Source organism: Streptomyces sp. NPDC007205, assembly GCF_040634095.1.
Taxonomy (GTDB): domain Bacteria; phylum Actinomycetota; class Actinomycetes; order Streptomycetales; family Streptomycetaceae; genus Streptomyces.
Genome location: NZ_JBEYEW010000002.1, coordinates 545,096 through 566,267 on the forward strand (window position 1 = coordinate 545,096; position 21,172 = coordinate 566,267).

Annotated in this window: 18 protein-coding genes; 14 read left to right on the plus strand and 4 right to left on the minus strand. The window is 71.4% G+C overall.

What is annotated here, in order from left to right; translation table 11 throughout:
- Nucleotides 1-130 precede the first annotated feature (130 nt).
- The 8 genes from hpnE to ABZ624_RS06065 all read left to right on the plus strand — a co-directional run bounded on the left by hpnE (nt 131) and on the right by ABZ624_RS06065 (nt 10,964).
- The gene (gene hpnE, locus ABZ624_RS06030) at nt 131-1,564 is read left to right on the plus strand and encodes a hydroxysqualene dehydroxylase HpnE (protein ID WP_360083039.1); all 1,434 of its coding nucleotides are present in this window, start codon (nt 131-133) and stop codon (nt 1,562-1,564) included.
- Nucleotides 1,565-1,632: 68 nt separating this feature from the next.
- Nucleotides 1,633-2,697, plus strand: coding sequence for a polyprenyl synthetase family protein (locus ABZ624_RS06035; protein WP_360083225.1), 1,065 nt, complete (start codon nt 1,633-1,635; stop codon nt 2,695-2,697).
- Nucleotides 2,698-2,815: 118 nt separating this feature from the next.
- Nucleotides 2,816-4,840 (plus strand): squalene--hopene cyclase, encoded by a 2,025-nt coding sequence (gene shc, locus ABZ624_RS06040; protein WP_360083041.1) that lies wholly within the window; start codon nt 2,816-2,818, stop codon nt 4,838-4,840.
- A 1-nt stretch (nt 4,841) separates the two neighbouring features.
- Nucleotides 4,842-5,483 carry a 1-hydroxy-2-methyl-2-butenyl 4-diphosphate reductase gene (locus ABZ624_RS06045; RefSeq protein WP_360083043.1) on the plus strand — a complete coding sequence of 214 codons (642 nt, stop codon included), beginning with the start codon at nt 4,842-4,844 and terminating at the stop codon, nt 5,481-5,483.
- Between the two features lie 5 nt (nt 5,484-5,488).
- The gene (gene hpnH / locus ABZ624_RS06050) at nt 5,489-6,511 is read left to right on the plus strand and encodes an adenosyl-hopene transferase HpnH (protein ID WP_360083045.1); all 1,023 of its coding nucleotides are present in this window, start codon (nt 5,489-5,491) and stop codon (nt 6,509-6,511) included.
- Between the two features lie 4 nt (nt 6,512-6,515).
- Entirely contained in the window at nt 6,516-7,649 is a 1,134-nt protein-coding gene (ispG, locus tag ABZ624_RS06055) for a flavodoxin-dependent (E)-4-hydroxy-3-methylbut-2-enyl-diphosphate synthase (RefSeq protein WP_360083047.1), read from the plus strand.
- 34 nt (nt 7,650-7,683) lie between these two features.
- Nucleotides 7,684-9,582 (plus strand): 1-deoxy-D-xylulose-5-phosphate synthase, encoded by a 1,899-nt coding sequence (gene dxs, locus ABZ624_RS06060; RefSeq protein ID WP_360083049.1) that lies wholly within the window; start codon nt 7,684-7,686, stop codon nt 9,580-9,582.
- Nucleotides 9,579-10,964: an aspartate aminotransferase family protein gene (locus ABZ624_RS06065; protein ID WP_360083051.1), complete on the plus strand. Its 1,386-nt coding sequence runs from the start codon at nt 9,579-9,581 to the stop codon at nt 10,962-10,964. Before dxs ends, ABZ624_RS06065 begins: the two co-directional genes overlap by 4 nt.
- A gap of 23 nt (nt 10,965-10,987) precedes the next feature.
- On the opposite strand, the gene ABZ624_RS06070 is transcribed toward ABZ624_RS06065, so the two are convergent.
- Nucleotides 10,988-11,275, minus strand: coding sequence for a hypothetical protein (locus ABZ624_RS06070; protein ID WP_360083053.1), 288 nt, complete (start codon nt 11,273-11,275; stop codon nt 10,988-10,990).
- A gap of 138 nt (nt 11,276-11,413) precedes the next feature.
- On the opposite strand from ABZ624_RS06070, the gene ABZ624_RS06075 reads away from it, so the two are divergent.
- Together ABZ624_RS06075 and ABZ624_RS06080 are read left to right on the plus strand one after the other, a co-directional pair.
- Nucleotides 11,414-12,037, plus strand: coding sequence for an XRE family transcriptional regulator (locus ABZ624_RS06075; protein WP_360083055.1), 624 nt, complete (start codon nt 11,414-11,416; stop codon nt 12,035-12,037).
- Nucleotides 12,034-12,156, plus strand: coding sequence for a DUF6126 family protein (locus tag ABZ624_RS06080; RefSeq protein WP_360083057.1), 123 nt, complete (start codon nt 12,034-12,036; stop codon nt 12,154-12,156). Before ABZ624_RS06075 ends, ABZ624_RS06080 begins: the two co-directional genes overlap by 4 nt.
- A gap of 60 nt (nt 12,157-12,216) precedes the next feature.
- On the opposite strand, the gene ABZ624_RS06085 is transcribed toward ABZ624_RS06080, so the two are convergent.
- The gene (locus tag ABZ624_RS06085; RefSeq protein ID WP_360083059.1) at nt 12,217-13,014 is read right to left on the minus strand and encodes a tyrosine-protein phosphatase; all 798 of its coding nucleotides are present in this window, start codon (nt 13,012-13,014) and stop codon (nt 12,217-12,219) included.
- A 173-nt stretch (nt 13,015-13,187) separates the two neighbouring features.
- Between ABZ624_RS06085 and ABZ624_RS06090 the strand changes: the two genes are divergently transcribed.
- The 3 genes from ABZ624_RS06090 (at nt 13,188) to ABZ624_RS06100 (ending at nt 17,506) form a co-directional block, all read left to right on the plus strand.
- Entirely contained in the window at nt 13,188-15,278 is a 2,091-nt protein-coding gene (locus tag ABZ624_RS06090; RefSeq protein WP_360083061.1) for an alpha-galactosidase, read from the plus strand.
- A 369-nt stretch (nt 15,279-15,647) separates the two neighbouring features.
- Nucleotides 15,648-16,559, plus strand: coding sequence for a M23 family metallopeptidase (locus ABZ624_RS06095; protein WP_360083063.1), 912 nt, complete (start codon nt 15,648-15,650; stop codon nt 16,557-16,559).
- Between the two features lie 161 nt (nt 16,560-16,720).
- Complete coding sequence (locus tag ABZ624_RS06100; protein ID WP_360083227.1) at nt 16,721-17,506, plus strand: SGNH/GDSL hydrolase family protein; 786 nt, start codon at nt 16,721-16,723, stop codon at nt 17,504-17,506.
- Nucleotides 17,507-17,628: 122 nt separating this feature from the next.
- Here ABZ624_RS06100 and ABZ624_RS06105 read toward each other — a convergent pair whose 3' ends face one another.
- Nucleotides 17,629-18,243, minus strand: coding sequence for a TetR/AcrR family transcriptional regulator (locus tag ABZ624_RS06105; RefSeq protein WP_360083065.1), 615 nt, complete (start codon nt 18,241-18,243; stop codon nt 17,629-17,631).
- Nucleotides 18,244-18,355: 112 nt separating this feature from the next.
- Complete coding sequence (locus ABZ624_RS06110) at nt 18,356-19,540, minus strand: Glu/Leu/Phe/Val dehydrogenase dimerization domain-containing protein (protein ID WP_360083067.1); 1,185 nt, start codon at nt 19,538-19,540, stop codon at nt 18,356-18,358.
- 352 nt (nt 19,541-19,892) lie between these two features.
- On the opposite strand from ABZ624_RS06110, the gene ABZ624_RS06115 reads away from it, so the two are divergent.
- On the plus strand, nt 19,893-21,077 hold the full coding sequence (locus tag ABZ624_RS06115; protein ID WP_360083069.1) for an MBL fold metallo-hydrolase: 1,185 nt from the start codon (nt 19,893-19,895) through the stop codon (nt 21,075-21,077).
- Nucleotides 21,078-21,172: the final 95 nt, after the last annotated feature.

Consider the following 21,172-nt stretch of genomic DNA (forward strand, 5'->3'; position numbering starts at 1 on the left):
CAGGGGCGCGAGGCCGTATCTGACATGCGGCTACCGCCGCGCGGGCACGATCAGCAACAACGAAGCCGCAGACGAAGGACGGCCCAGCACGGCCCTGCCCGTGGAGCGCTCGCGCACGGAAGGACGCACGATGAGTGACGGCTCGCGCCCCGCACAGGCGCACGGCACCGCGCAGTACGAGGGCGCGGCAGGCCGCAGTGCCGTCGTGGTCGGCGGGGGGCTCGCCGGGATCACCGCGGCGCTCGCGCTCGCCGACGCGGGCGTCCGCGTCACCCTGCTCGAAGGCCGGCCCAGGCTGGGCGGCCTCGCCTTCTCCTTCCAGCGCGGCGAACTGACCGTCGACAACGGCCAGCACGTCTACCTGCGCTGCTGCACCGCCTACCGCTGGTTCCTCGACCGGATCCAGGGCTCCGCGCTCGCTCCGCTGCAGGACCGCCTGGACGTGCCCGTCGTCGACGTCACCAAGCCCGAGGGCAGACGGCTCGGCCGGCTGCGGCGCGACCCGCTGCCCGTCCCCCTGCATCTGGGGCGCAGCCTGGCCGCCTATCCGCACCTCTCGCTCGCCGAGCGTGCCGCGGTCGGGCGGGCCGCGCTCGCGCTGAAGGGGCTCGACCTCGCCGATCCGACCCTGGACACCCAGGACTTCGGCAGCTGGCTGGCCGCGCACGGCCAGTCGGCGCGCGCCGTCGAGGCCCTGTGGGACCTGGTCGGGGTCGCCACCCTCAACGCGGTCGCGGGCGACGCCTCGCTGGGGCTCGCCGCGATGGTGTTCAAGACCGGTCTGCTGTCCGACCCGGGCGCGGCCGACATCGGCTGGGCCCACGTCCCGCTGGGCGAACTGCACGACCGGCTGGCCCGCAAGGCGCTCGACTCCGCGGGCGTCCGTACCGAGGTCCGTACACGCGTCACCTCCGTCTCTACCAACGAAAACGGCACGTGGAGCGTTCAGGTTCCCGGTGAGCGCCTCGAAACCGACGCCGTCGTCCTCGCCGTACCCCAGAGCGAGACCCACGGCCTGCTGCCGCCCGGCGCCCTGGACGCCCCCGAACGGCTGCTGAGCATCGGCACCGCGCCGATCCTGAACGTCCATGTCGTCTACGACCGCAAGGTGCTCGCGCGCCCCTTCTTCGCCGCGCTCGGCACCCCCGTGCAGTGGGTCTTCGACCGCACCGACGCCTCCGGACTGGACGGGGGCCAGTACCTCGCCCTGTCCCAGTCGGCGGCGCACGGCGAGATCGATCTGCCGGTCGCGGACCTGCGCGAGCGTTATCTGCCGGAGCTGGAGCGGCTGATCCCGGGTACCCGCGGCGCCGTGGTGAGGGACTTCTTCGTGACCCGGGAGCGCACGGCCACGTTCGCGCCCGCCCCCGGCGTCGGGCGTCTGAGGCCCGGCGCCCGCACCCAGGCACCCGGCCTGTACCTGGCCGGAGCGTGGACCGCCACCGGGTGGCCCGCGACCATGGAGAGTGCGGTCCGCAGCGGAGTGAGCGCGGCCGACGCCGCGCTCGGCGCCCTGGGCCGGCCCCGCCCCCGCCATCTCTTCGCATTCGAGGAGGCGGCGTGATGCCCGACCGGCACGCGGCAGGCTCCCGCACCCCCGGTACCGCAACAAGAGGAGAGACTGTGCCCACTGTGCCCCCGGCCTCGACGCCCGTCCCACGGGCCGCGGTGGACGTGACCGCGCTGCTGGAGCGCGGCCGGACCCTGGCCACTCCGTTCCTGCGTGCGGCCGTCGACCGGCTGGCGTCTCCCATGGACACCGTCGCCGCCTACCACTTCGGCTGGATCGACGCCGCCGGCAACCCGGCCGACGGCGACGGCGGCAAGGCCGTGCGTCCCGCGCTCGCGGTGCTCTCCGCCGAGGTCACCGGTGCCGCGCCCGAGGTGGGCATCCCGGGTGCCGTGGCCGTCGAACTCGTCCACAACTTCTCCCTGCTGCACGACGACCTGATGGACGGCGACGAGCAGCGCCGGCACCGCGACACCGTCTGGAAGGTGCACGGCCCCGCCCAGGCCATCCTGGTCGGCGACGCCCTGTTCGCCCTCGCCAACGAGGTGCTGCTGGAGCTCGGCACGGTCGAGGCCGGCCGGGCCACCCGCCGGCTGACCACCGCCACCCGCGCCCTGATCGACGGTCAGGCGCAGGACATCTCCTATGAGCACCGCGACCGCGTCAGTGTCGAGGAGTGCCTGGAGATGGAGGGCAACAAGACCGGCGCGCTGCTCGCCGCCTCCAGCTCCATCGGCGCGGTCCTCGGCGGCGCGGACGACGCCACCGCCGACGCGCTGGAGAAGTACGGTTATCATCTCGGCCTCGCCTTCCAGGCCGTCGACGACCTGCTCGGCATCTGGGGCGACCCGGAGGCCACCGGCAAGCAGACCTGGAGCGACCTGCGCCAGCGCAAGAAGTCCCTGCCGGTCGTCGCCGCGCTCGCGGCCGGCGGCTCCGCCTCCGAGCGGCTCGGCGAGATCCTCGCCGCGGACGCCAAGAGCAGCGACTTCGAGAACTTCTCCGAGGAGGAGTTCGCGGCCCGCGCGGCCCTCATCGAGGAGGCCGGCGGCCGTGACTGGACGGCCGGGGAAGCGCGCCGTCAGCACACCATCGCCATCGAAGCGCTCGACGCCGTCGACATGCCCGAGCGGGTACGCGGCTCCTTCACGGCGCTCGCCGACTTCGTCGTCGTACGAAAGAGATGATCCCTATCGGCCCAACACACCTCGCGTAGTCGCCGGCCGGTGCCGCAGGATGGTGCGGACACCGGCCGACGGCGGACCCACAGCAGCACGACTCGCACGACTGCACGAAGGGGAAGCCATGACAGCGACGACCGACGGAAGCACCGGGGCGACTGTGCCGTCCCGCGCTGCCGCGGCCAGCGACACCACCTTCACCACCCCCGAGACGGCCGGGGTACAAGAAGCCGCCGTACGCGCCACCCGGCGCGCCACCGACTTCCTGCTCGCGCGGCAGGACGCCCAGGGCTGGTGGAAGGGCGACCTGGAGACCAACGTCACCATGGACGCCGAGGACCTGCTGCTCCGTCAGTTCCTGGGAATCCGTGACGAGCACACCACGCAGGCCGCCGCGAAGTTCATCCGCGGCGAGCAGCGGGCGGACGGCACCTGGGCCACCTTCTACGGCGGGCCCGGTGAACTGTCCGCCACCATCGAGGCGTACGTCGCGCTGCGCCTGGCCGGCGACGCGCCCGACGAGGCGCACATGGCGAAGGCATCCGCCTGGATCCGCGAGCGCGGCGGCATCGCCGCCGCCCGTGTCTTCACCCGGATCTGGCTCGCCCTGTTCGGCTGGTGGAAGTGGGAGGACCTGCCCGAACTCCCCCCGGAACTCATCTGGTTCCCCACCTGGATGCCGCTCAACATCTACGACTTCGGGTGCTGGGCCCGGCAGACCATCGTGCCGCTGACCATTGTCTCGGCCAAGCGCCCGGTGCGCCCCGCCCCCTTCGCGCTGGACGAGCTGCACACCGACCCGGCGCACCCGAACCCGGTGAAGCCGCTTGCCCCGGTGGCCAGTTGGGACGGCGCCTTCCAGCGCCTGGACAAGGCGCTGCACCGGTTCCGCAAGGTCGCCCCGAAGAGACTCCGCAAGGCCGCGATGAACTCCGCCGCCCGCTGGATCATCGAGCGGCAGGAGAACGACGGCTGCTGGGGCGGCATCCAGCCCCCGGCCGTGTACTCGGTCATCGCCCTGCACCTGCTCGGCTACGACCTGGAGCATCCGGTGATGCGCGAGGGCCTCGCCTCGCTGGACCGTTTCGCCGTGTGGCGCGAGGACGGCGCCCGGATGATCGAGGCCTGCCAGTCCCCGGTGTGGGACACCTGCCTCGCCACCATCGCGCTCGTCGACGCGGGCCTGCCCGCCGACCATCCGCAACTGGTCAGGGCGGCCGACTGGATGCTCGGCGAGGAGATCGTCCGGCCCGGCGACTGGGCCGTACGCCGCCCCCAACTGCCGCCGGGCGGCTGGGCGTTCGAGTTTCACAACGACAACTACCCGGACATCGACGACACCGCCGAGGTCGCCCTCGCACTGCGCCGCGTCCGGCACCACGACCCGGAGCAGGTGGACAACGCCATCGGGCGCGCGGTGCGCTGGAATCTCGGGATGCAGTCGAAGAACGGCGCGTGGGGCGCCTTCGACGTCGACAACACCAGCCCGTTCCCGAACCGGCTGCCCTTCTGCGACTTCGGCGAGGTCATCGACCCGCCGTCGGCGGATGTCACCGCGCACGTGGTGGAGATGCTCGCCGCCGAGGGGCTCGCGCACGACCCGCGGACCCGCCGGGGCATCGACTGGCTGCTCGCCGAACAGGAGCCGAACGGCTCGTGGTTCGGCCGCTGGGGCGTCAACTACATCTACGGCACCGGTTCGGTGGTCCCCGCGCTGACCGCGGCCGGACTGCCCGGCTCGCACCCGGCGATCCGGCGGGCCGTGGCCTGGCTGGAGAGCGTGCAGAACGACGACGGTGGCTGGGGCGAGGACCTGCGCTCCTACAAGCACGTCAAGGAATGGAGCGGCCGGGGCGCCTCCACCGCCTCGCAGACCGCATGGGCGCTGATGGCGCTGCTCGCGGCGGGGGAGAAGGACTCCATGGCCGTCGAGCGCGGCATCCAGTGGCTGGCCGGCACCCAGCGGGAGGACGGCACCTGGGACGAGCCGTACTTCACCGGTACCGGCTTCCCCTGGGACTTCTCCATCAACTACCACCTGTACCGGCAGGTCTTCCCGCTCACCGCGCTCGGCCGGTACCTGCACGGCGACCCCTTCGAGCGAGGCCTCCTCACCAAGAAGCCGTGGTCCGGGGCCAAGGTGAGCTGAGGTGAGCACCCAGCCCGCCCCGGCCCCGCTGCTGATCGCCTGCGCCCTCGGCATCGAGCATCTCGCCCTGCGCACCGGCGACCACGGCGGTGCCGGCGGGCCGGTCACCTTCGTCCGTACGGGCATGGGCCCCCGGGCGGCGGAACGGTCCGTCACCGGGTACCTGTCCGAGCCGCACCTCGCCGAGGCCGCCGTACTGGCCACCGGCTTCTGCGCCGGGCTCGCCCCCGGTATGCACCCCGGGGATCTGGTGGTCGCCGAGGAGACCCGGGAGCCGCGCGGCACCGTCGCCTGCGTGGGCACCGAACTGCTGGTCAAGGAGCTCGTGCGGCTGCTGCCCGGGCGCACGGTCCACACCGGCCCGCTGACCGGCTCCGACCACGTCGTGCGCGGCCCCGAGCGGTCCCGGCTGCTCGCGACCGGCGCGATCGCGGTCGACATGGAGTCGGCGGCCACTCTGCTGAGCGCCGTCCGCATCGGCGAGCGCCCGGTTGCGGCCGTACGGGTGGTCGTGGACGCTCCCGAACATGAACTCGTCCGGATCGGCACGGTGCGCGGTGGAATATCGGCCTTCCGTGTTCTTCGATCCGTTCTTCCCGCATTTTTCGAATGGCACCGTTCTTTGCTGCTCCCCCGGAGGTGAGCCAGATGGCCATGCCGCTACGTCAGTCCATCAAGGTCGCTACTTACCTGGCCGAACAGAAACTGCGCAGGCGGGACAAGTTTCCGCTCATCGTCGAGCTGGAACCGCTCTTCGCCTGCAACCTCAAGTGCGAGGGCTGCGGCAAGATCCAGCACCCGGCGGGTGTGCTCAAGCAGCGCATGCCGGTCGCCCAGGCCGTGGGCGCGGTGCTGGAGTCCGGAGCGCCGATGGTCTCCATCGCCGGCGGCGAGCCCCTGATGCATCCTCAGATCGACGAGATCGTCCGCCAGTTGGTGGCCAGGCGGAAGTACGTCTTCCTGTGCACCAACGCGATGCTGTTGCGCAAGAAGATCGACAAATTCAAGCCCTCTCCCTATTTCGCCTTCGCCGTGCACATCGACGGCCTGCGTGAGCGGCACGACGAGTCCGTGGCGAAGGAGGGCGTGTTCGACGAGGCGGTGGCGGCCATCAAGGAGGCCCAGCGGCGTGGCTTCCGGGTGACCACCAACTCGACCTTCTTCAACACCGACACCCCGCAGACGATCGTCGAGGTGCTCAACTTCCTCAACGACGACCTCAAGGTCGACGAGATGATGATCTCGCCCGCCTACGCCTACGAGAAGGCCCCCGACCAGGAGCACTTCCTCGGCGTGGAGCAGACCCGCGAACTGTTCAAGAAGGCCTTCGCGGGCGGCAACCGCAAGAAGTGGCGGCTCAACCACTCCCCGCTCTTCCTGGACTTCCTCGAGGGCAAGGTCGACTTCCCGTGCACCGCGTGGGCGATCCCGAACTACTCGCTCTTCGGCTGGCAGCGCCCCTGCTACCTGATGAGCGACGGCTACGTGCCGACGTACCGGGAACTCGTCGAGGAGACCGACTGGGACAAGTACGGCCGCGGCAAGGACCCGCGCTGCGCCAACTGCATGGCGCACTGCGGCTACGAGCCCACCGCCGTCCTCGCCACCATGGGCTCCCTGAAGGAGTCGCTGCGGGCCATGCGCGAGACCGTCTCCGGAAACCGGGAGTGACGCGATGACCGCCGTCCCCTTGGGCGTTCCCGAGGTACCGGCCCGGCCGGTCGCACCGCGGCGGCAGTCGCGGCAGATCCATGTCGGGCCGGTGGCGGTCGGGGGCGGAGCCCCGGTCTCGGTGCAGTCGATGACGACGACCCGTACGTCGGACATCGGCGCCACCCTGCAGCAGATCGCGGAACTCACCGCGTCCGGCTGCCAGATCGTCCGCGTCGCCTGCCCCACGCAGGACGACGCGGACGCCCTCGCCACCATCGCCCGCAAGTCGCAGATCCCGGTGATCGCGGACATCCACTTCCAGCCGAAGTACGTCTTCGCGGCCATCGAGGCCGGCTGCGCGGCGGTCCGGGTGAACCCGGGCAACATCAAGAAGTTCGACGACCAGGTGAAGGAGATCGCGCGGGCCGCCAAGGACCACGGCACTCCCATCCGGATCGGTGTCAACGCCGGCTCGCTGGACCGGCGGCTGCTGCAGAAGTACGGCAGGGCGACTCCGGAGGCACTGGTCGAGTCGGCCCTGTGGGAGGCGTCGCTCTTCGAGGAGCATGACTTCCGGGACATCAAGATCTCCGTCAAGCACAACGACCCGGTCGTGATGATCGAGGCGTACCGGCAGCTCGCCGAAAGCTGCGACTACCCCCTGCACCTGGGGGTGACCGAGGCGGGTCCCGCGTTCCAGGGGACGATCAAGTCGGCCGTGGCCTTCGGGGCGTTGCTGTCCCGGGGCATCGGCGACACCATCCGTGTCTCCCTGAGCGCGCCGCCGGCGGAGGAGGTCAAGGTCGGCATCCAGATCCTGGAGTCGCTCGGTCTCAGGCAGCGGCGGCTGGAGATCGTCTCCTGCCCGTCCTGCGGCCGGGCCCAGGTCGACGTCTACAAGCTCGCCGAGGAGGTCACGGCGGGACTGGACGGCATGGAAGTGCCGCTCAGGGTCGCGGTGATGGGATGTGTGGTCAACGGTCCGGGCGAGGCCCGCGAGGCCGACCTCGGAGTTGCCTCGGGCAACGGAAAGGGGCAGATCTTCGTCAAGGGCGAGGTCGTCAAGACCGTACCCGAGGCGAAGATCGTGGAGACCCTCATCGAGGAGGCCATGAAGCTCGCCGAGCGGACGAGCCCCGCAGACGAAGTGAGTTGAGTACAGCACGGCACGGACCGAGAGGGGGCCCAGTGTGACCATTCTGGAGAGCATCCGTGGACCACGCGACCTGAAGGCGCTGTCCGAGGCGGAACTCGGTGAACTGTCCGAGGAGATACGTGAGTTCCTGGTGCATGCGGTGTCGAGAACCGGCGGTCACCTCGGGCCCAATCTGGGCGTGGTGGAACTGACCGTCGCGCTCCACCGGGTCTTCGAGTCACCGGTCGACCGCATCCTGTGGGACACCGGCCACCAGTCCTACGTCCACAAGCTGCTGACCGGGCGTCAGGACTTCTCCAAGCTGCGTGGCAAGGGCGGACTGTCCGGCTATCCCTCGCGTGAGGAGTCCGAGCACGACGTCATCGAGAACAGCCATGCCTCCACCGCGCTCGGCTGGGCCGACGGCCTGGCCAAGGCCAACCAGGTGCGGGGGGAGAAGGGCCATGTGGTCGCGGTCATCGGCGACGGCGCGCTGACCGGCGGCATGGCCTGGGAGGCGCTGAACAACATCGCCGCCGCCAAGGACCGGCCGCTGATCATCGTCGTCAACGACAACGAACGCTCCTACGCCCCGACCATCGGCGGCCTCGCCAGCCACCTGGCCACCCTGCGCACCACCGACGGCTACGAGAAGGTCCTCGCCTGGGGCAAGGACGTACTGCTGCGCACACCCGTCGTCGGCAACACCCTCTACGAGTCCCTGCACGGCGCGAAGAAGGGCTTCAAGGACGCCTTCGCCCCGCAGGGCATGTTCGAGGACCTCGGCCTGAAGTACGTCGGCCCGATCGACGGCCATGACATCGGCGCCGTCGAGTCGGCGCTGCGCCGCGCGAAACGCTTCCACGGGCCCGTCCTGGTGCACTGCCTCACGGAGAAGGGCCGCGGTTACGAGCCCGCCCTCAACCACGAGGAGGACCACTTCCACACCGTCGGCGTGATGGACCCGCTGACCTGCGAGCCGCTCACCCCGTCCAACGGGCCGTCGTGGACCTCGGTGTTCGGCGACGAGATCGTACGGATCGGCGAGGAACGCGACGACGTCGTCGCCATCACGGCGGCCATGCTGCACCCGGTCGGGCTCGGCAAGTTCGCCGAGCGCTTCCCCGACCGCGTGTGGGACGTGGGCATCGCCGAACAGCACGCGACCGTCTCCGCGGCCGGTCTCGCCACCGGTGGACTGCACCCGGTCGTCGCCGTCTACGCCACCTTCCTCAACCGCGCCTTCGACCAGCTGCTCATGGACGTCGCCCTGCACCGCTGCGGGGTCACCTTCGTCCTCGACCGGGCCGGTGTCACCGGCGTCGACGGGGCCTCCCACAACGGCATGTGGGACATGTCGGTCCTGCAGGTCGTCCCCGGCCTGAGGATCGCCGCCCCGCGCGACGCCGGCCAGCTGCGCGCCCAGCTGCGCGAGGCCGTCACCGTCGACGACGCGCCCACCCTGGTCCGCTTCCCGAAGGAGTCGGTCGGCCCGGACATCCCGGCCGTCGACCGCGTCGGCGGCATGGACGTGCTGCACCGCGCCGAGCGCCCCGAAGTGCTGCTGGTGGCCGTCGGTGTGATGGCGCCGGTGTGCCTGCAGGCCGCCGACCTGCTTCAGGCGCGTGGTGTCGCCTGCACGGTGGTCGACCCCCGTTGGGTCAAGCCCGTCGACCCCGCACTGCCGGGCCTCGCCGCCGCACACCGCCTGGTGGCCGTGGTGGAGGACAACAGCCGCTCCGCGGGGGTCGGTTCGGCCGTGGCGCTGGCCCTCGGCGACGCCGACGTGGACGTGCCGGTACGGCGGTTCGGCATCCCGGAGCAGTTCCTCGCGCACGCCAAGCGCGGGGAGGTGCTGGCCGACATCGGTCTCACGCCCGTCGAGATCGCCGGGCGGATCAGTGCGAGCCTGGCCGTCAAGGACGCGGGCGGCACAGCCAAGGAGAGTGAATGAGCACGGAGTTCGACCTCGGCGCCCTGCTCGCCGAGCGCGGAGCCGAACGCTACGATCTGCACGCCAGGTACCTCAACCCGCAGCTCCCGCGCATGCTGCACACCATCGGCTTCGACAAGGTCTACGAGCGGGCCGAGGGCGCCCACTTCTTCGACGCCGACGGCAACGACTACCTCGACATGCTCGCCGGGTTCGGCGTGATGGGCCTCGGCCGTCACCACCCGGTCGTCCGCAAGGCGCTGCACGACGTGCTCGACCTGGACCTCGCCGACCTCACCCGGTTCGACTGCCAGCCGCTGCCCGGCCTGCTCGCCGAACGGCTCCTCGCCCACAGCCCGCACCTGGACCGGGTGTTCTTCGGCAACAGCGGCACGGAGGCCGTCGAGACGGCCCTGAAGTTCGCCCGGTACGTCACCGGCAAGCCCCGTGTCCTCTACTGCGACCACGCCTTCCACGGTCTGACCACCGGCTCCCTGTCGGTCAACGGCGAAAGCGGATTCCGTGACGGCTTCGCCCCGCTGCTGCCCGACACCGCCGTACCGCTCGGCGATCTCGACGCCCTGGCGCGGGAGTTGATGAAGGGCGACGTGGCCGCCCTGATCGTGGAGCCGATCCAGGGCAAGGGGGTGCACGAGGCCCCGCCCGGCTATCTGCGCGCCGCGCAGGAGCTGCTGCACCGGCACAAGGCGCTGCTCATCGCCGACGAGGTGCAGACCGGTCTCGGCCGCACCGGCGACTTCTACGCCTACCAGCACGAGGACGGCGTCGAACCGGACCTGGTGTGCGTGGCCAAGGCCCTGTCCGGCGGGTATGTCCCGGTCGGCGCCACCCTCGGCAAGGACTGGATCTTCAAGAAGGTGTACTCGTCCATGGACCGCGTGCTGGTCCACTCGGCGAGTTTCGGCTCGGGCGCCCCGGCGATGGCGTGCGGCCTGGCCGTGCTGTCGGTCATGGAGAACGAGCAGATCGTCGCCGGTGTGCGCAGGACCGGCGAGCTGCTGAAGTCCCGGCTGACCGCGCTGATCGAGAAGTACGAGCTGCTCGCCGACGTCCGCGGCCGGGGCCTGATGATCGGCATCGAGTTCGGCCGGCCGTCCTCGCTGAAGCTGCGCAGCCGCTGGACCATGCTGCAGGCCGCCCGCAAGGGCCTGTTCGCGCAGATGGTGGTCGTACCGCTGCTGCAGCGGCACCGGATCCTCACCCAGGTCTCCGGTGACCACCTGGAAGTGATCAAGCTGATCCCGCCGCTGATCATCGACGAGGCGGACGTCGACCGGTTCGTGGACGCCTTCAGTGCCGTGATGGATGACGCGCACAACGGCGGCGGCCTGATGTGGGACTTCGGCAAGACCCTGATCAAGCAGGCGGTGGCGGGCCGCTGAGCGTCAGCGGGAGGAGCCGGCCCTCACCGGAAGAACGCCAGGAACAGCACGAAGGGATAGGCGAATCCGATCGTGCCCAGGACGGCTCCCGTGGCGGCCGTCCACAGTCGGCCGATGCCGCGCAGCGCGTAGTGGATCCCCGTGAGGCCGAAGACGACGGCGAGTGCGCCGCCGATGAGCATCACGGGGATCAGGCCGAACGTGAGCCATGGGCACAGGCCCGCCGCTGCCGCGCCCCCCAGCCCGAGTGCCGTGGGGCCGAGCAGGGTGGCGGGCGAATCGGTCCCTGCGGATGCGGTGCTCCTTGCCATGACCGACCCCCTGTTTTGAACGCGTTCAACTAACGGGGCTGATCGTAGCAGGGGCATGGCCGTCGACCTGCGCTCGCTTTTCTTTGCCTCAGAGGCAAGGAAATTGCCACATGGACAAAGCTGGGGCTGAATGGAGGCATGAACGCCTCAGACGCCGCGCCATCGGCGGGCCCGGGTGACGAGCTGACCGCCGTCGCACCGCAGTTGCGCGGACTGCGCCGGCGCGCCGGCCTCACCCTGGAGGCCGCGGCCCGCGCCGCCGGGCTCTCGCCGGCCCATCTGTCCCGGCTGGAGACCGGACAGCGGCAGCCCTCGCTGCCGATGCTGCTGGCTCTTGCCCGCATCTACGGTACGACCGTCTCCCAGCTCCTCGGTGAGACGGTCGCCGACCGGAACGCGATCGTGCGGGCCGGTGACATGGAGCCGACCAGGGCCGGCGGCTGGACGTACGTCCAGGCCGGGGCGCCGGGCCGCGGCATGCAGGCCCTGCGCGTACGCGTGCCGTACGGCTCGCAGGGCGACATCGTGCGCGTCCACCCCGGTGAGGAGTGGCTCTACGTCCTCAGCGGCCGGCTCCGGCTGCGCCTCGGCGACACCGCGCACCTGCTCGCGCCCGGTGACAGCGCGCACTTCGACTCGCTCACCCCGCACCGGCTCGCCGCCGAGGACCATGACGGCGTCGAGCTGCTGTTCGTCCACACCCTGCTGCAGAGCCCGACGGCCACGCTGTGCCTGGGCCCGCTGACCGGAGAGCTGCCATGAGCAACCCCGAGACGAAGTTCCCCCGTGCCCTGTGGATCCGCCTGATCATCTACATCGCCGCCGGCCACGTCCTGGCAGCCTTCCTCTACCTGCTGTTCGCAGTGGGAGCGAAGAGCTGACGAGGCGGCTCTCTTTCCCCGTGCGGGCAGCGCGGCCAGGGTGGTTCGGCCGCGGCCCGGTCAGTCCAGCAGGCGTTCGCGCAGCCGGTCCCGGGCCGCCGGGGTGAGCGCGAGGCCCTGCTCCAGATAGGTGTCCACGCCGCCCCACGTCTGCTCGATGGTCTCGAACGCCGCCTGGAGGTACTCGGCGCGGGCGTCGAAGAGCGGGCTCAGCAGCTCCATGACCTCCGGGGTGTACGCGGTCTCCGCGCTGCCGCTGCGGCGCACCTTGTAGCGCCGGTGCCTGGCGTTGGACTCCAGGTAGTCGGCGATGATCGCCTCGCGCTCCACACCCAGCGCGAGGAGCGTCACGGCTATGGAGATGCCCGCGCGGTCCTTGCCCGCCGCGCAGTGCATCAGCGCGGGCACGCTGTCCTCGGTGAGCGCGCGCAGGACCTGGGAGTGCTCGGCGGTGCGCTCCTTGACGATCGTCCGGTACGAGGCGATCATCCGGGCCGCCCCCTTGCCGTCGGCGAGGATTGCGCGCAGCTGGTCGAGGTCGCCGTCGCGGACCATCTTCCAGAACTCGGCGCCGTCCGCCGGGTCGCTCAGCGGCAGGTTCACATTGCGCACGCCGGGCAGCTCGACGTCCGGGCCCTCCAGCTTCTGGTCGGCCTCGTTGCGGAAGTCGAAGATCGTGTGCAGGCCCAGGGAGGTGAGGAAGGCCGCATCGTCCTGCGTCGCGTGGGCCAGGTGACCGCTGCGGAACAGCACCCCGTGCCGCACCCGCCGTCCGTCCACCGTCGGCAGTCCGCCCACGTCACGGAAATTACGCACTCCGGCCAGCTCCGGCTCGGTCGACGGGACCTGCTGCGTCACGGGGGCTCCTCACGCTCGGATCCCGCCGTCGCGGCTCGTCGGCGGGCGCTCTGTCGACCATACGACATCGGTTTCCTCGGGCAAGGAGTTGTCCACAGGCATTGTCACCACGCTCACACGGCCCGATGATGTTGGCACCTGAGCGGATCTGTTGGCACCTGTGAGGTCTTGACGTGGTGGACATCTCCGAAGACGGTCGTACCTGGCTCCTGTCGGGGCCCACCAGCAGTTACGCCCTGCATCTCACCGGCGCGGACGAGCTGCTCCACCTGCACTGGGGACCCCGCATCACCCTCGCGGACGCGCAGGCCCTGGCCGAGGACCCGCTGCCCGGCTACCGGCCCTTCGAGTCCCCGCTCGACGGCCGTGAGGAGTACCCCGTCGAGGGCGGCCCCCGCTTCGTCCGCCCCGCCCTGTCGGTGCGCACCGCCGAGCGCCGCGGCACGGAGTGGACCTTCCGGGCCTACGAGGCGCACGAGGCGGACGGGACGGAGGGCGACGAGCTGCGGCTGCGCTTCGACGACGACGGTCTCGCCGTCACCCTGCACTACCGGATGCGCGGCGATGTCGTGGAACGCCGGGTGACCGTGGAGAACGGCGGACACGCACGCGTGGAGCTGCTGCGCGCCGACGCCGCCACCTGGACCCTGCCGGACCGCGAGGGCTGGCGGCTGTCCCAGCTGCACGGCCGCTGGGCCGCCGAGTCCCGGCTCGCCACCGCCCCGCTCACCTACGGCGAGAAGGTCATCGGCAGCCGCCGCGGCCACACCGGCCACCAGCACCTGCCCTGGGTGGCGCTCGACACCGACGCCACCGAGGAGCACGGCGAGGTCTACGGCTGCGCGCTCGGCTGGTCCGGCTCCTGGCGCATCGCGGTCGCCCAACTCCCGGACGCGCGCGTGCAGATCACCGGCGGCGCCGGCTACGACGACTCGGGCCTGCTGCTCCTCGAACCGGGGGAGTCGTACACCACCCCGGTCTTCGCGGGCCTGTGGAACGACGGCGGCTTCGGTGGCGCGAGCCGAGCCTGGCACGACTACCAGCGCGCGTACGTCATCCCGGACGCCGAGCGCGACCGGCCGGTGCTCTTCAACTCCTGGGAGGCGACGAACTTCGACATCTCCGAGGAGCAGCAGCTCGCGCTCGCCCGCCGGGCCGCCGGGATCGGTGTGGAGCTCTTCGTCGTGGACGACGGCTGGTTCGGCGCCCGCACCAGCGACCGCGCGGGCCTCGGCGACTGGACCCCCCACCCCGACCGCTTCCCGCACGGCCTGAAGCCGCTGGCCGACCAGGTGCACGGCCTCGGCATGCAGTTCGGCATCTGGGTCGAGCCCGAGATGGTCAACCCGGACAGCGACCTGTACCGCGCGCACCCCGACTGGGTGCAGTACCAACCGGGCCGGAGGCGGACGGAACTGCGCAACCAGCTCGTCCTCAACCTCGCCCGCGAGGACGTCCAGGAGTACCTGTGGGAGCAGCTGGACGCCCTGCTCGCCGGCGCGCCCATCGACTATGTGAAGTGGGACTTCAACCGCTGCTTCACCGATGCGGGCTGGCCCGGTGAGCCGTACCCGCAGCGCCTGTGGGTGGACCACGTCCGTGCCCTGTACGCCCTGTTGGACCGGCTGCGCGCCGCCCACCCCTCCGTCGCCTTCGAGTCCTGCTCGGGCGGGGGCGGCCGGGTCGACCTCGGGATCATGAGCCGCACCGACCAGGTGTGGACCTCCGACAACACCGACCCGCTGGACCGGCTCGCCATCCAGCACGGCTTCAGCCACATCCACCCCGCCCGGATCATGGCCGCATGGGTGACCGACAGTCCGAACACCCAGCTCAACGGCCGGGTCAGCTCCCTGCGGTTCCGCTTCGTCAGCGCCATGGCGGGCGTCCTCGGGGTCGGCGGCGACCTCACCGAGTGGACCGATCAGGAGCTGGCCGAGGCCCGGCGGTGGATCGGTCTCTACAAGGAGATCCGCCCGGTCGTCCAGCGGGGCGACCTGTACCGGCTGCGACCTCCGGCCGGTGGTCTGAGTGCCGTCCAGTACGTCCTGGGTGAGGAGGCGGTGGTCCTCGCCTGGCTCCAGGCGCAGAGCCACGGTGAGCCCGTACCGGCGCTGCGGCTGCGCGGACTCGACCCGACGGCATCGTACGAATGCCGCGAAACGGGCGAAGTCCACCGGGGTGCCGTACTGCTGCACCACGGGCTGCGCCCCGGCCTCAAGGGCGACATGGATGCAACGGTTCTCCGGCTGCGCCGCATCTAAGCCGTCTGTCCGAATTGACACTTTAATTCCAATGCGCCGGAGAATGGGGGCTCATGGCCGGGTGCGCGTGAGGAGCGTCATATTCGTGACCGTGCGTCGCGCGTCATGTTCACGTAATTCCCGCGGTGAAAAGGGAAATCGAAAGGGCACAGGAGACGGGAATCTACGGAGGGTGACCGTGAATTCCCGCATGCGATCTTCGGAAAGGCGAACGGCGGGAACCTGATGCTTGTTTCCCCGCGTCTTACTCCCTTACGTTCGCCACCGATCCGGGCGGAACGCCGAATCCTGCCGCCGCCCGGAGTCCCGCACACTTCACCCGTGTTCGGCAGGAGCGGGCACCTCGCAGGCGCCGGAGAGGAATGCGCCATGCCTGGCAAGGGCAAGCACCGACGCCCCAAGACCCCGCGTTTTCCCCGCTCGATCGCCGTTGCCGGAACCGGTGGCGCCGCCCTGGCCCTCCCGCTCGTCGGAACCACCGGGGCGCATGCCGCCGCCACCGCGCAGCCCGTTTCCGCACAGGCCGTGCAGTCCCTTCGGGCCCCGGTGAACAAGGCTGCCGGGCCGCAGGATTCCGGCGTCCGCACCTACACGGTGAAGACCGGCGACTGCCTTTCGGAGATCGCCCACGAACAGCACGTGGCGGGCGGCTGGCACCGCCTCTACGCCGACAACCGGCCGGCCGTCGGCGACGACCCGTCGCTGATCCATCCCGGTCTAAGGCTCGCGCTCGGCCACCGGGCCGCACCGACCCGCACCGAGCCCGCGGCGCCGAGCCGGTCGTCCGCCGGCTCACACACCTCCATGTCCCCGGTGTCCCCGGCGCCCAGGACCTCCGGCGCCGCCACGACCACGACCACGACCGCCTCCACCGGCTTCACCCTCCCGGTCACGGGCGCCACCATCGGCACCGGTTACCACGTGGCCGGCAGCATGTGGTCCAGCGGCTACCACACAGGCGTCGACTTCGTCGTACCGACCGGCACCCCGGTCAAGGCCGTCGCCGCGGGCACGGTCGTCTCCGCCGGCTGGGGCGGCGCGTACGGCAACCAGGTCGTCCTCAGGCTGACCGACGGCCACTACGCGCAGTACGGCCACCTCTCCCGGCTCTCCGTCTCGGCCGGGCAGACCGTGACCGAGGGCCAGCAGGTCGGGCTGTCGGGCGCCACCGGCAACGTCACCGGCCCGCACCTGCACTTCGAGATCCGTACGACCCCCGACTACGGCTCCGACATCGACCCGGTCGGCTACCTCCGCGAGCACGGCGTCGCCGTCGTCTGAAGCTGCCCGGCCTTCGGTGTGCTCCCTGTTCCGGGTTGGCAAATGATTTAAGGGTGTCATATATCACCGCTCGTCAACCCGTCCCTACGGTCGCGTAGGCCACATCCGAAGGTGAATCATGGTCCGACGTGGCAGACGATTCGAAGAATGACAACAGATCAGTGATCGGGTCGTACGTGGCGGTGGGGGACAGCTTCACCGAGGGCGTAGGCGACCCCGGGCCGGACGGGGCGTATGTGGGCTGGGCCGACCGGTTCGCGGTCCTGCTCGCCGACCGGCAGCCCGAGGGCGACTTCAAGTACACCAATCTCGCGGTCCGCGGGAAGCTGCTCGACCAGATCGTGCAGGACCAACTCCCGCAGGCCGTCGAACTCGCCCCCGACCTGGTCTCCTTCTCGGCCGGCGGCAACGACATCATCCGCCCCGGCACCGACCCGGACGAGGTGGCCGAGCGCTTCGAGCGTGCCGTGGTCCGGCTGACCGAGGCGGCCGGCACGGTGATGGTGACGACCGGCTTCGACACCCGTGGTGTTCCCGTGCTGAAGCATCTGCGCGGCAAGATCGCCACGTACAACGGACACGTCCGGGCCATCGCCGACCGGTACGGCTGTCCCGTGCTCGACCTGTGGTCCCTGAAGTCCATACAGGACCGCAGGGCCTGGGACAGCGACCGGCTGCACCTCTCGCCCGAGGGGCACACGCGCGTGGCGCTGCGCGCCGGCCAGGCCCTCGGCCTCCAGATCCCGGCCGACCCGGAGCAGCCGTGGCCGCCGCAGCCGCCCCGGGGCACGCTGGACATCCGCCGCGACGACGTCCAGTGGGCCCGTGAGTACCTGGTGCCGTGGATCGGCCGCCGCCTGCGCGGCGAGTCCTCCGGCGACCACGTCACCGCGAAGGGCACCCTGTCCCCGGACGACATCAAGCTGCGCATCACCTCCGTGGCCTGACCGGCACCGACGTGCCCCGCACCGCCTGTACCCGCGGTGCGGGGCACCCAGGTGTCCGCCCGGCCGGTGTCCGTCGGCGGGGGCCCCGCCCGGTGAAGCCGCCCCGGTACGGAAGGCAGGACCTAGCGTTCGGTCAACGCCTTCCGGTCCAGGCCCAGTTCACGGGCCAGCGCGTCGTCGGCCCATTCCTGCGCACGCGTCCGCGGCACCGCTCCCGGGTACGAGGTCAGCTGCACGGCCAGCCCGTCCAGCAGCGCGGTCAGCCGCAGCGCGGCACCGGCCGGGTCGGCGCAGGCGAACTCGCCCCCCGCCACGCCCTCGGCGATGACGTCGGCGATCGCCGCCTTCCACTGCTTGTCGAGGTCCCGGGTGACCTCGCGCAGCGCCGGCTCGCGCAGGGCCACCGCCCAGCCCTCGATCCACAGCCGCCAGCCCTTGGCCTGCCCGGTCGGCGCGTACCAGCGCACCGCGGCCCGCAGCCGGCGCAGCGCGGACGTCCGCCGTCCCAGCAGCTTGCGCAGGTGCGCGAGATCGTCCTCCGCCGCGTATGCGAACGCGGCCGCGACCAGCCTCTCCTTCGTCGAGAAGTGGTACAGCACCAGCGCGTTGCTCACCCCGAGCGCCGCGGCCACGTCGGCGATCCTGACCGCCGCCACGCCCCGCGCCTCGATCTGCCCGATGGCCGCCCGCAGCAGCTCCTCTTGCCGCTCGGCCACGCTCAACCGCACTCTCGCCACGCGCTCACCCTAATCCGTCGTCGAGGGCGGCACGGAAGAGCCCGGTCGCTTCCGACCGTTCGAGTGCGGGGCTGCGGCACGGGGCTGCGGCACCTTCACTTGCCGGGGTCCGTCACCGGTACCACCCGAAGCGGTCCGCGATCACCGGCAGCCGGTCGGCCACCAGGGCGTGGGCGGCCGCGCGCGGGGTCGTACCGTTCGCGTCCGCACGGTCGAGCATCAGCTCCACCAGGGCGCGCATGGAGCGCCGGATATGTGCGAAGGCCTCGTCGGCGTCGGGGCCGATGTCGCCGAACAGGGTCCACCACCACCATGCGTTCGTGCCGGAGTTGACCACGACGTCCGGCAGCACGGCCACCCCGCGCGCCGTCAGCAGCTCCTCCGCCTCCGGCAGCACGGGCATGTTGGCGGCCTCCACGATCCAGCGGGCGCGGATCCCCTGCTGGTTGCCGGTGTCGATCGCGTACGACACGGCCGCCGGCACGAGCACCTCCGCATCGGCGGACAGCCAGGCGTCGCCGGACAGTTCGCGGTCGCCGGGGCGCAGCACACCGCGGTCGACGGTGCCGTAACCGTCCCGCGCGGCCAGCAGCGCCTCGACGTCGAGCCCCGCCGGATTGGCGATCGTGCCCTTGATGTCGGCGACCGCCACCACCGTCAGCCCCGCGCGCGCGAGGAATCGCGCGGTGGCCCCGCCCATCGTGCCGAGCCCCTGCACCGCCACCCGGGTGCCCGCGTACGGCACCGCCGCCCGGTCCAGCGCCGCGAGCACCGACTCGGCGACCCCGCAGCCGCCGGCCAGCTCGTCCAGGCCGATGCCGTCCACCTCGACCGCGAAGGCGTCCGTAAGCCGCCTGCGGGCCGTCGCCTCGTCGTCCAGCAGCCGATACACCGCCTGGACGGAGGAGGCCAGGCCCGCCTCGGCGGCCGCGCGGTCGACGAGGTCCTGGCTGAGGCCCAGGTCCTCGCCGGTGGTCCAGCAGCTCTCGAGGTACGGCCGCATGGCGCGCAGATAGCGGACGAGAAGCCCGTACGCCTGCGGGTCCCGCGGGTCGCAGTCGATGCCGCCCTTGGCGCCGCCGAGGGGGACGTAGCGGGCCTCGGGGTCGTAGTGCAGGGCCTCCTTCATCGTCATGCCGCGGGCGAGCCCCGCCACCTCCTCCAGGGTGCATCCGGGGCGCATCCGCAGCCCGCCGCTGGCCACGCCGCGCACCAGCCGGTCCACGACCAGGAAGCCCCTGCGGCCGGTGACGTGGTCGGTCCAGACGAGTGACAGCAGGGGAGCGGGGGCGGTCATCGCATCTCCTCGGGGCCGGTGATCAGGTGGGGTGGGGACCGGGCCGGTCGAGGCCCCGGTGCGGGCGCGCGCCGGTGTGGCGGGGACGGCACGCGCGCGTGCCGTGTCCGTCGTGGCCGCGGGCCGGCGCGGCAGGCCGACCGGCGCCAGGTCCGCCGCGGCCGTGCGACGCCGGGGTCCGGCGCCCTCTACTGAATGCCGAGTCAGTATCCGGACGCGGTCCGCGCCCCGTCAATGTGCTGAACGAAGAGTCAGCAGCGCGCGCCGGGACCGTACCGGCACCCCGGCCGTCCCGGGCTGTCGGAGGGGCCGACCATAATGGGGAGCCTCACCCACTCCACCGGGAGGTACCGTGACCGGATTGCGTTCCTCGAGCTCCGGGCTCCGCACGCTGCGGCCGGCGGCCTTCGGCGCGGACCCGGGTGGTGAGCGCCTGGCACGCATCCGCCGCTCCCCCCACTTCAAGGACGGCGTCTTCCAGAACCCGGACGGTACGGCACACACCCGGCCCTCCGGTTCCAGACTGGACATCGCCAAGGTGTTCCTGGACAAGGACACCCGCCCCCTGCGCACCCCGAAGGGCACTGTCCCGGTGCATCCCACGACCTTCGCCGACCTGGCCAAGCCGCCCGCCACGGGACTGCGGCTGACCTGGATGGGTCACTCCAGCGTCCTCGCGGAGATCGACGGCCACCGCGTGCTGTTCGACCCCGTCTGGGGCGAGCGCTGCTCCCCGTTCCCCTTCGCCGGACCCAGGCGGCTGCACCCCGTGCCGCTGCCGCTGGCCGCGCTCGGGGAGGTCGACGTGGTCGTCATCTCGCACGACCACTACGACCACCTGGACCTGCCCACGATCAAGGCGCTGGCCGGCACGGACACCCTGTTCGCCGTGCCGCTCGGTGTCGGCGCCCACCTCGAACACTGGGGCGTCTCCCCGGACCGGCTGCGCGAGCTGGACTGGCACGAGTCGACCAGGATCGGCGGGCTCACCCTCACCGCCACCCCGGCCCGCCACTTCTGCGGCCGCGGCCTGCGCAACACCCAGCACACCCTCTGGGCGTCCTGGGCCGTCGCGGGCGAGGAACACCGCATCTTCCACAGCGGTGACACCGGCTACTTCGACGGCTTCAAGGACATCGGCGCGGCCCACGGCCCGTTCGACGCCACGATGATCCAGATCGGCGCGTACAGCGAGTTCTGGCCCGACATCCACATGACGCCCGAGGAAGGCCTGCGCGCCCACCTCGACCTGCAGGGCGGAGCGCCGCACGGCGCGCTGCTGCCGATCCACTGGGGCACCTTCAGCCTCGCCCCGCATCCCTGGGCCGAGCCGGGCGACTGGACCCTGGCCGCGGCCGACGCGGTCGGACAGGCGGTCGCCGTCCCTGTTCCGGGCCAGCCCTTCGAGCCCGCCGGAGACCTGCCCTCGCGCCCCTGGTGGCGGGATGTGTCCCTGCCGCTGAACCGCAAGTGGCCTGTTCCGGAGATCACTCCGGTGGTGTCCCGTGACGCCCTCGATCTTGTGGGCGAGGGCTGACCGCGGACGCGCTGAAGCGCCCGAACGAGCAGGCCCTGTGGCTCACCGTTGCCGCCGCGCCGGCAGAGGTGGTGTTCCGAGCCGGTCCGGCCTCG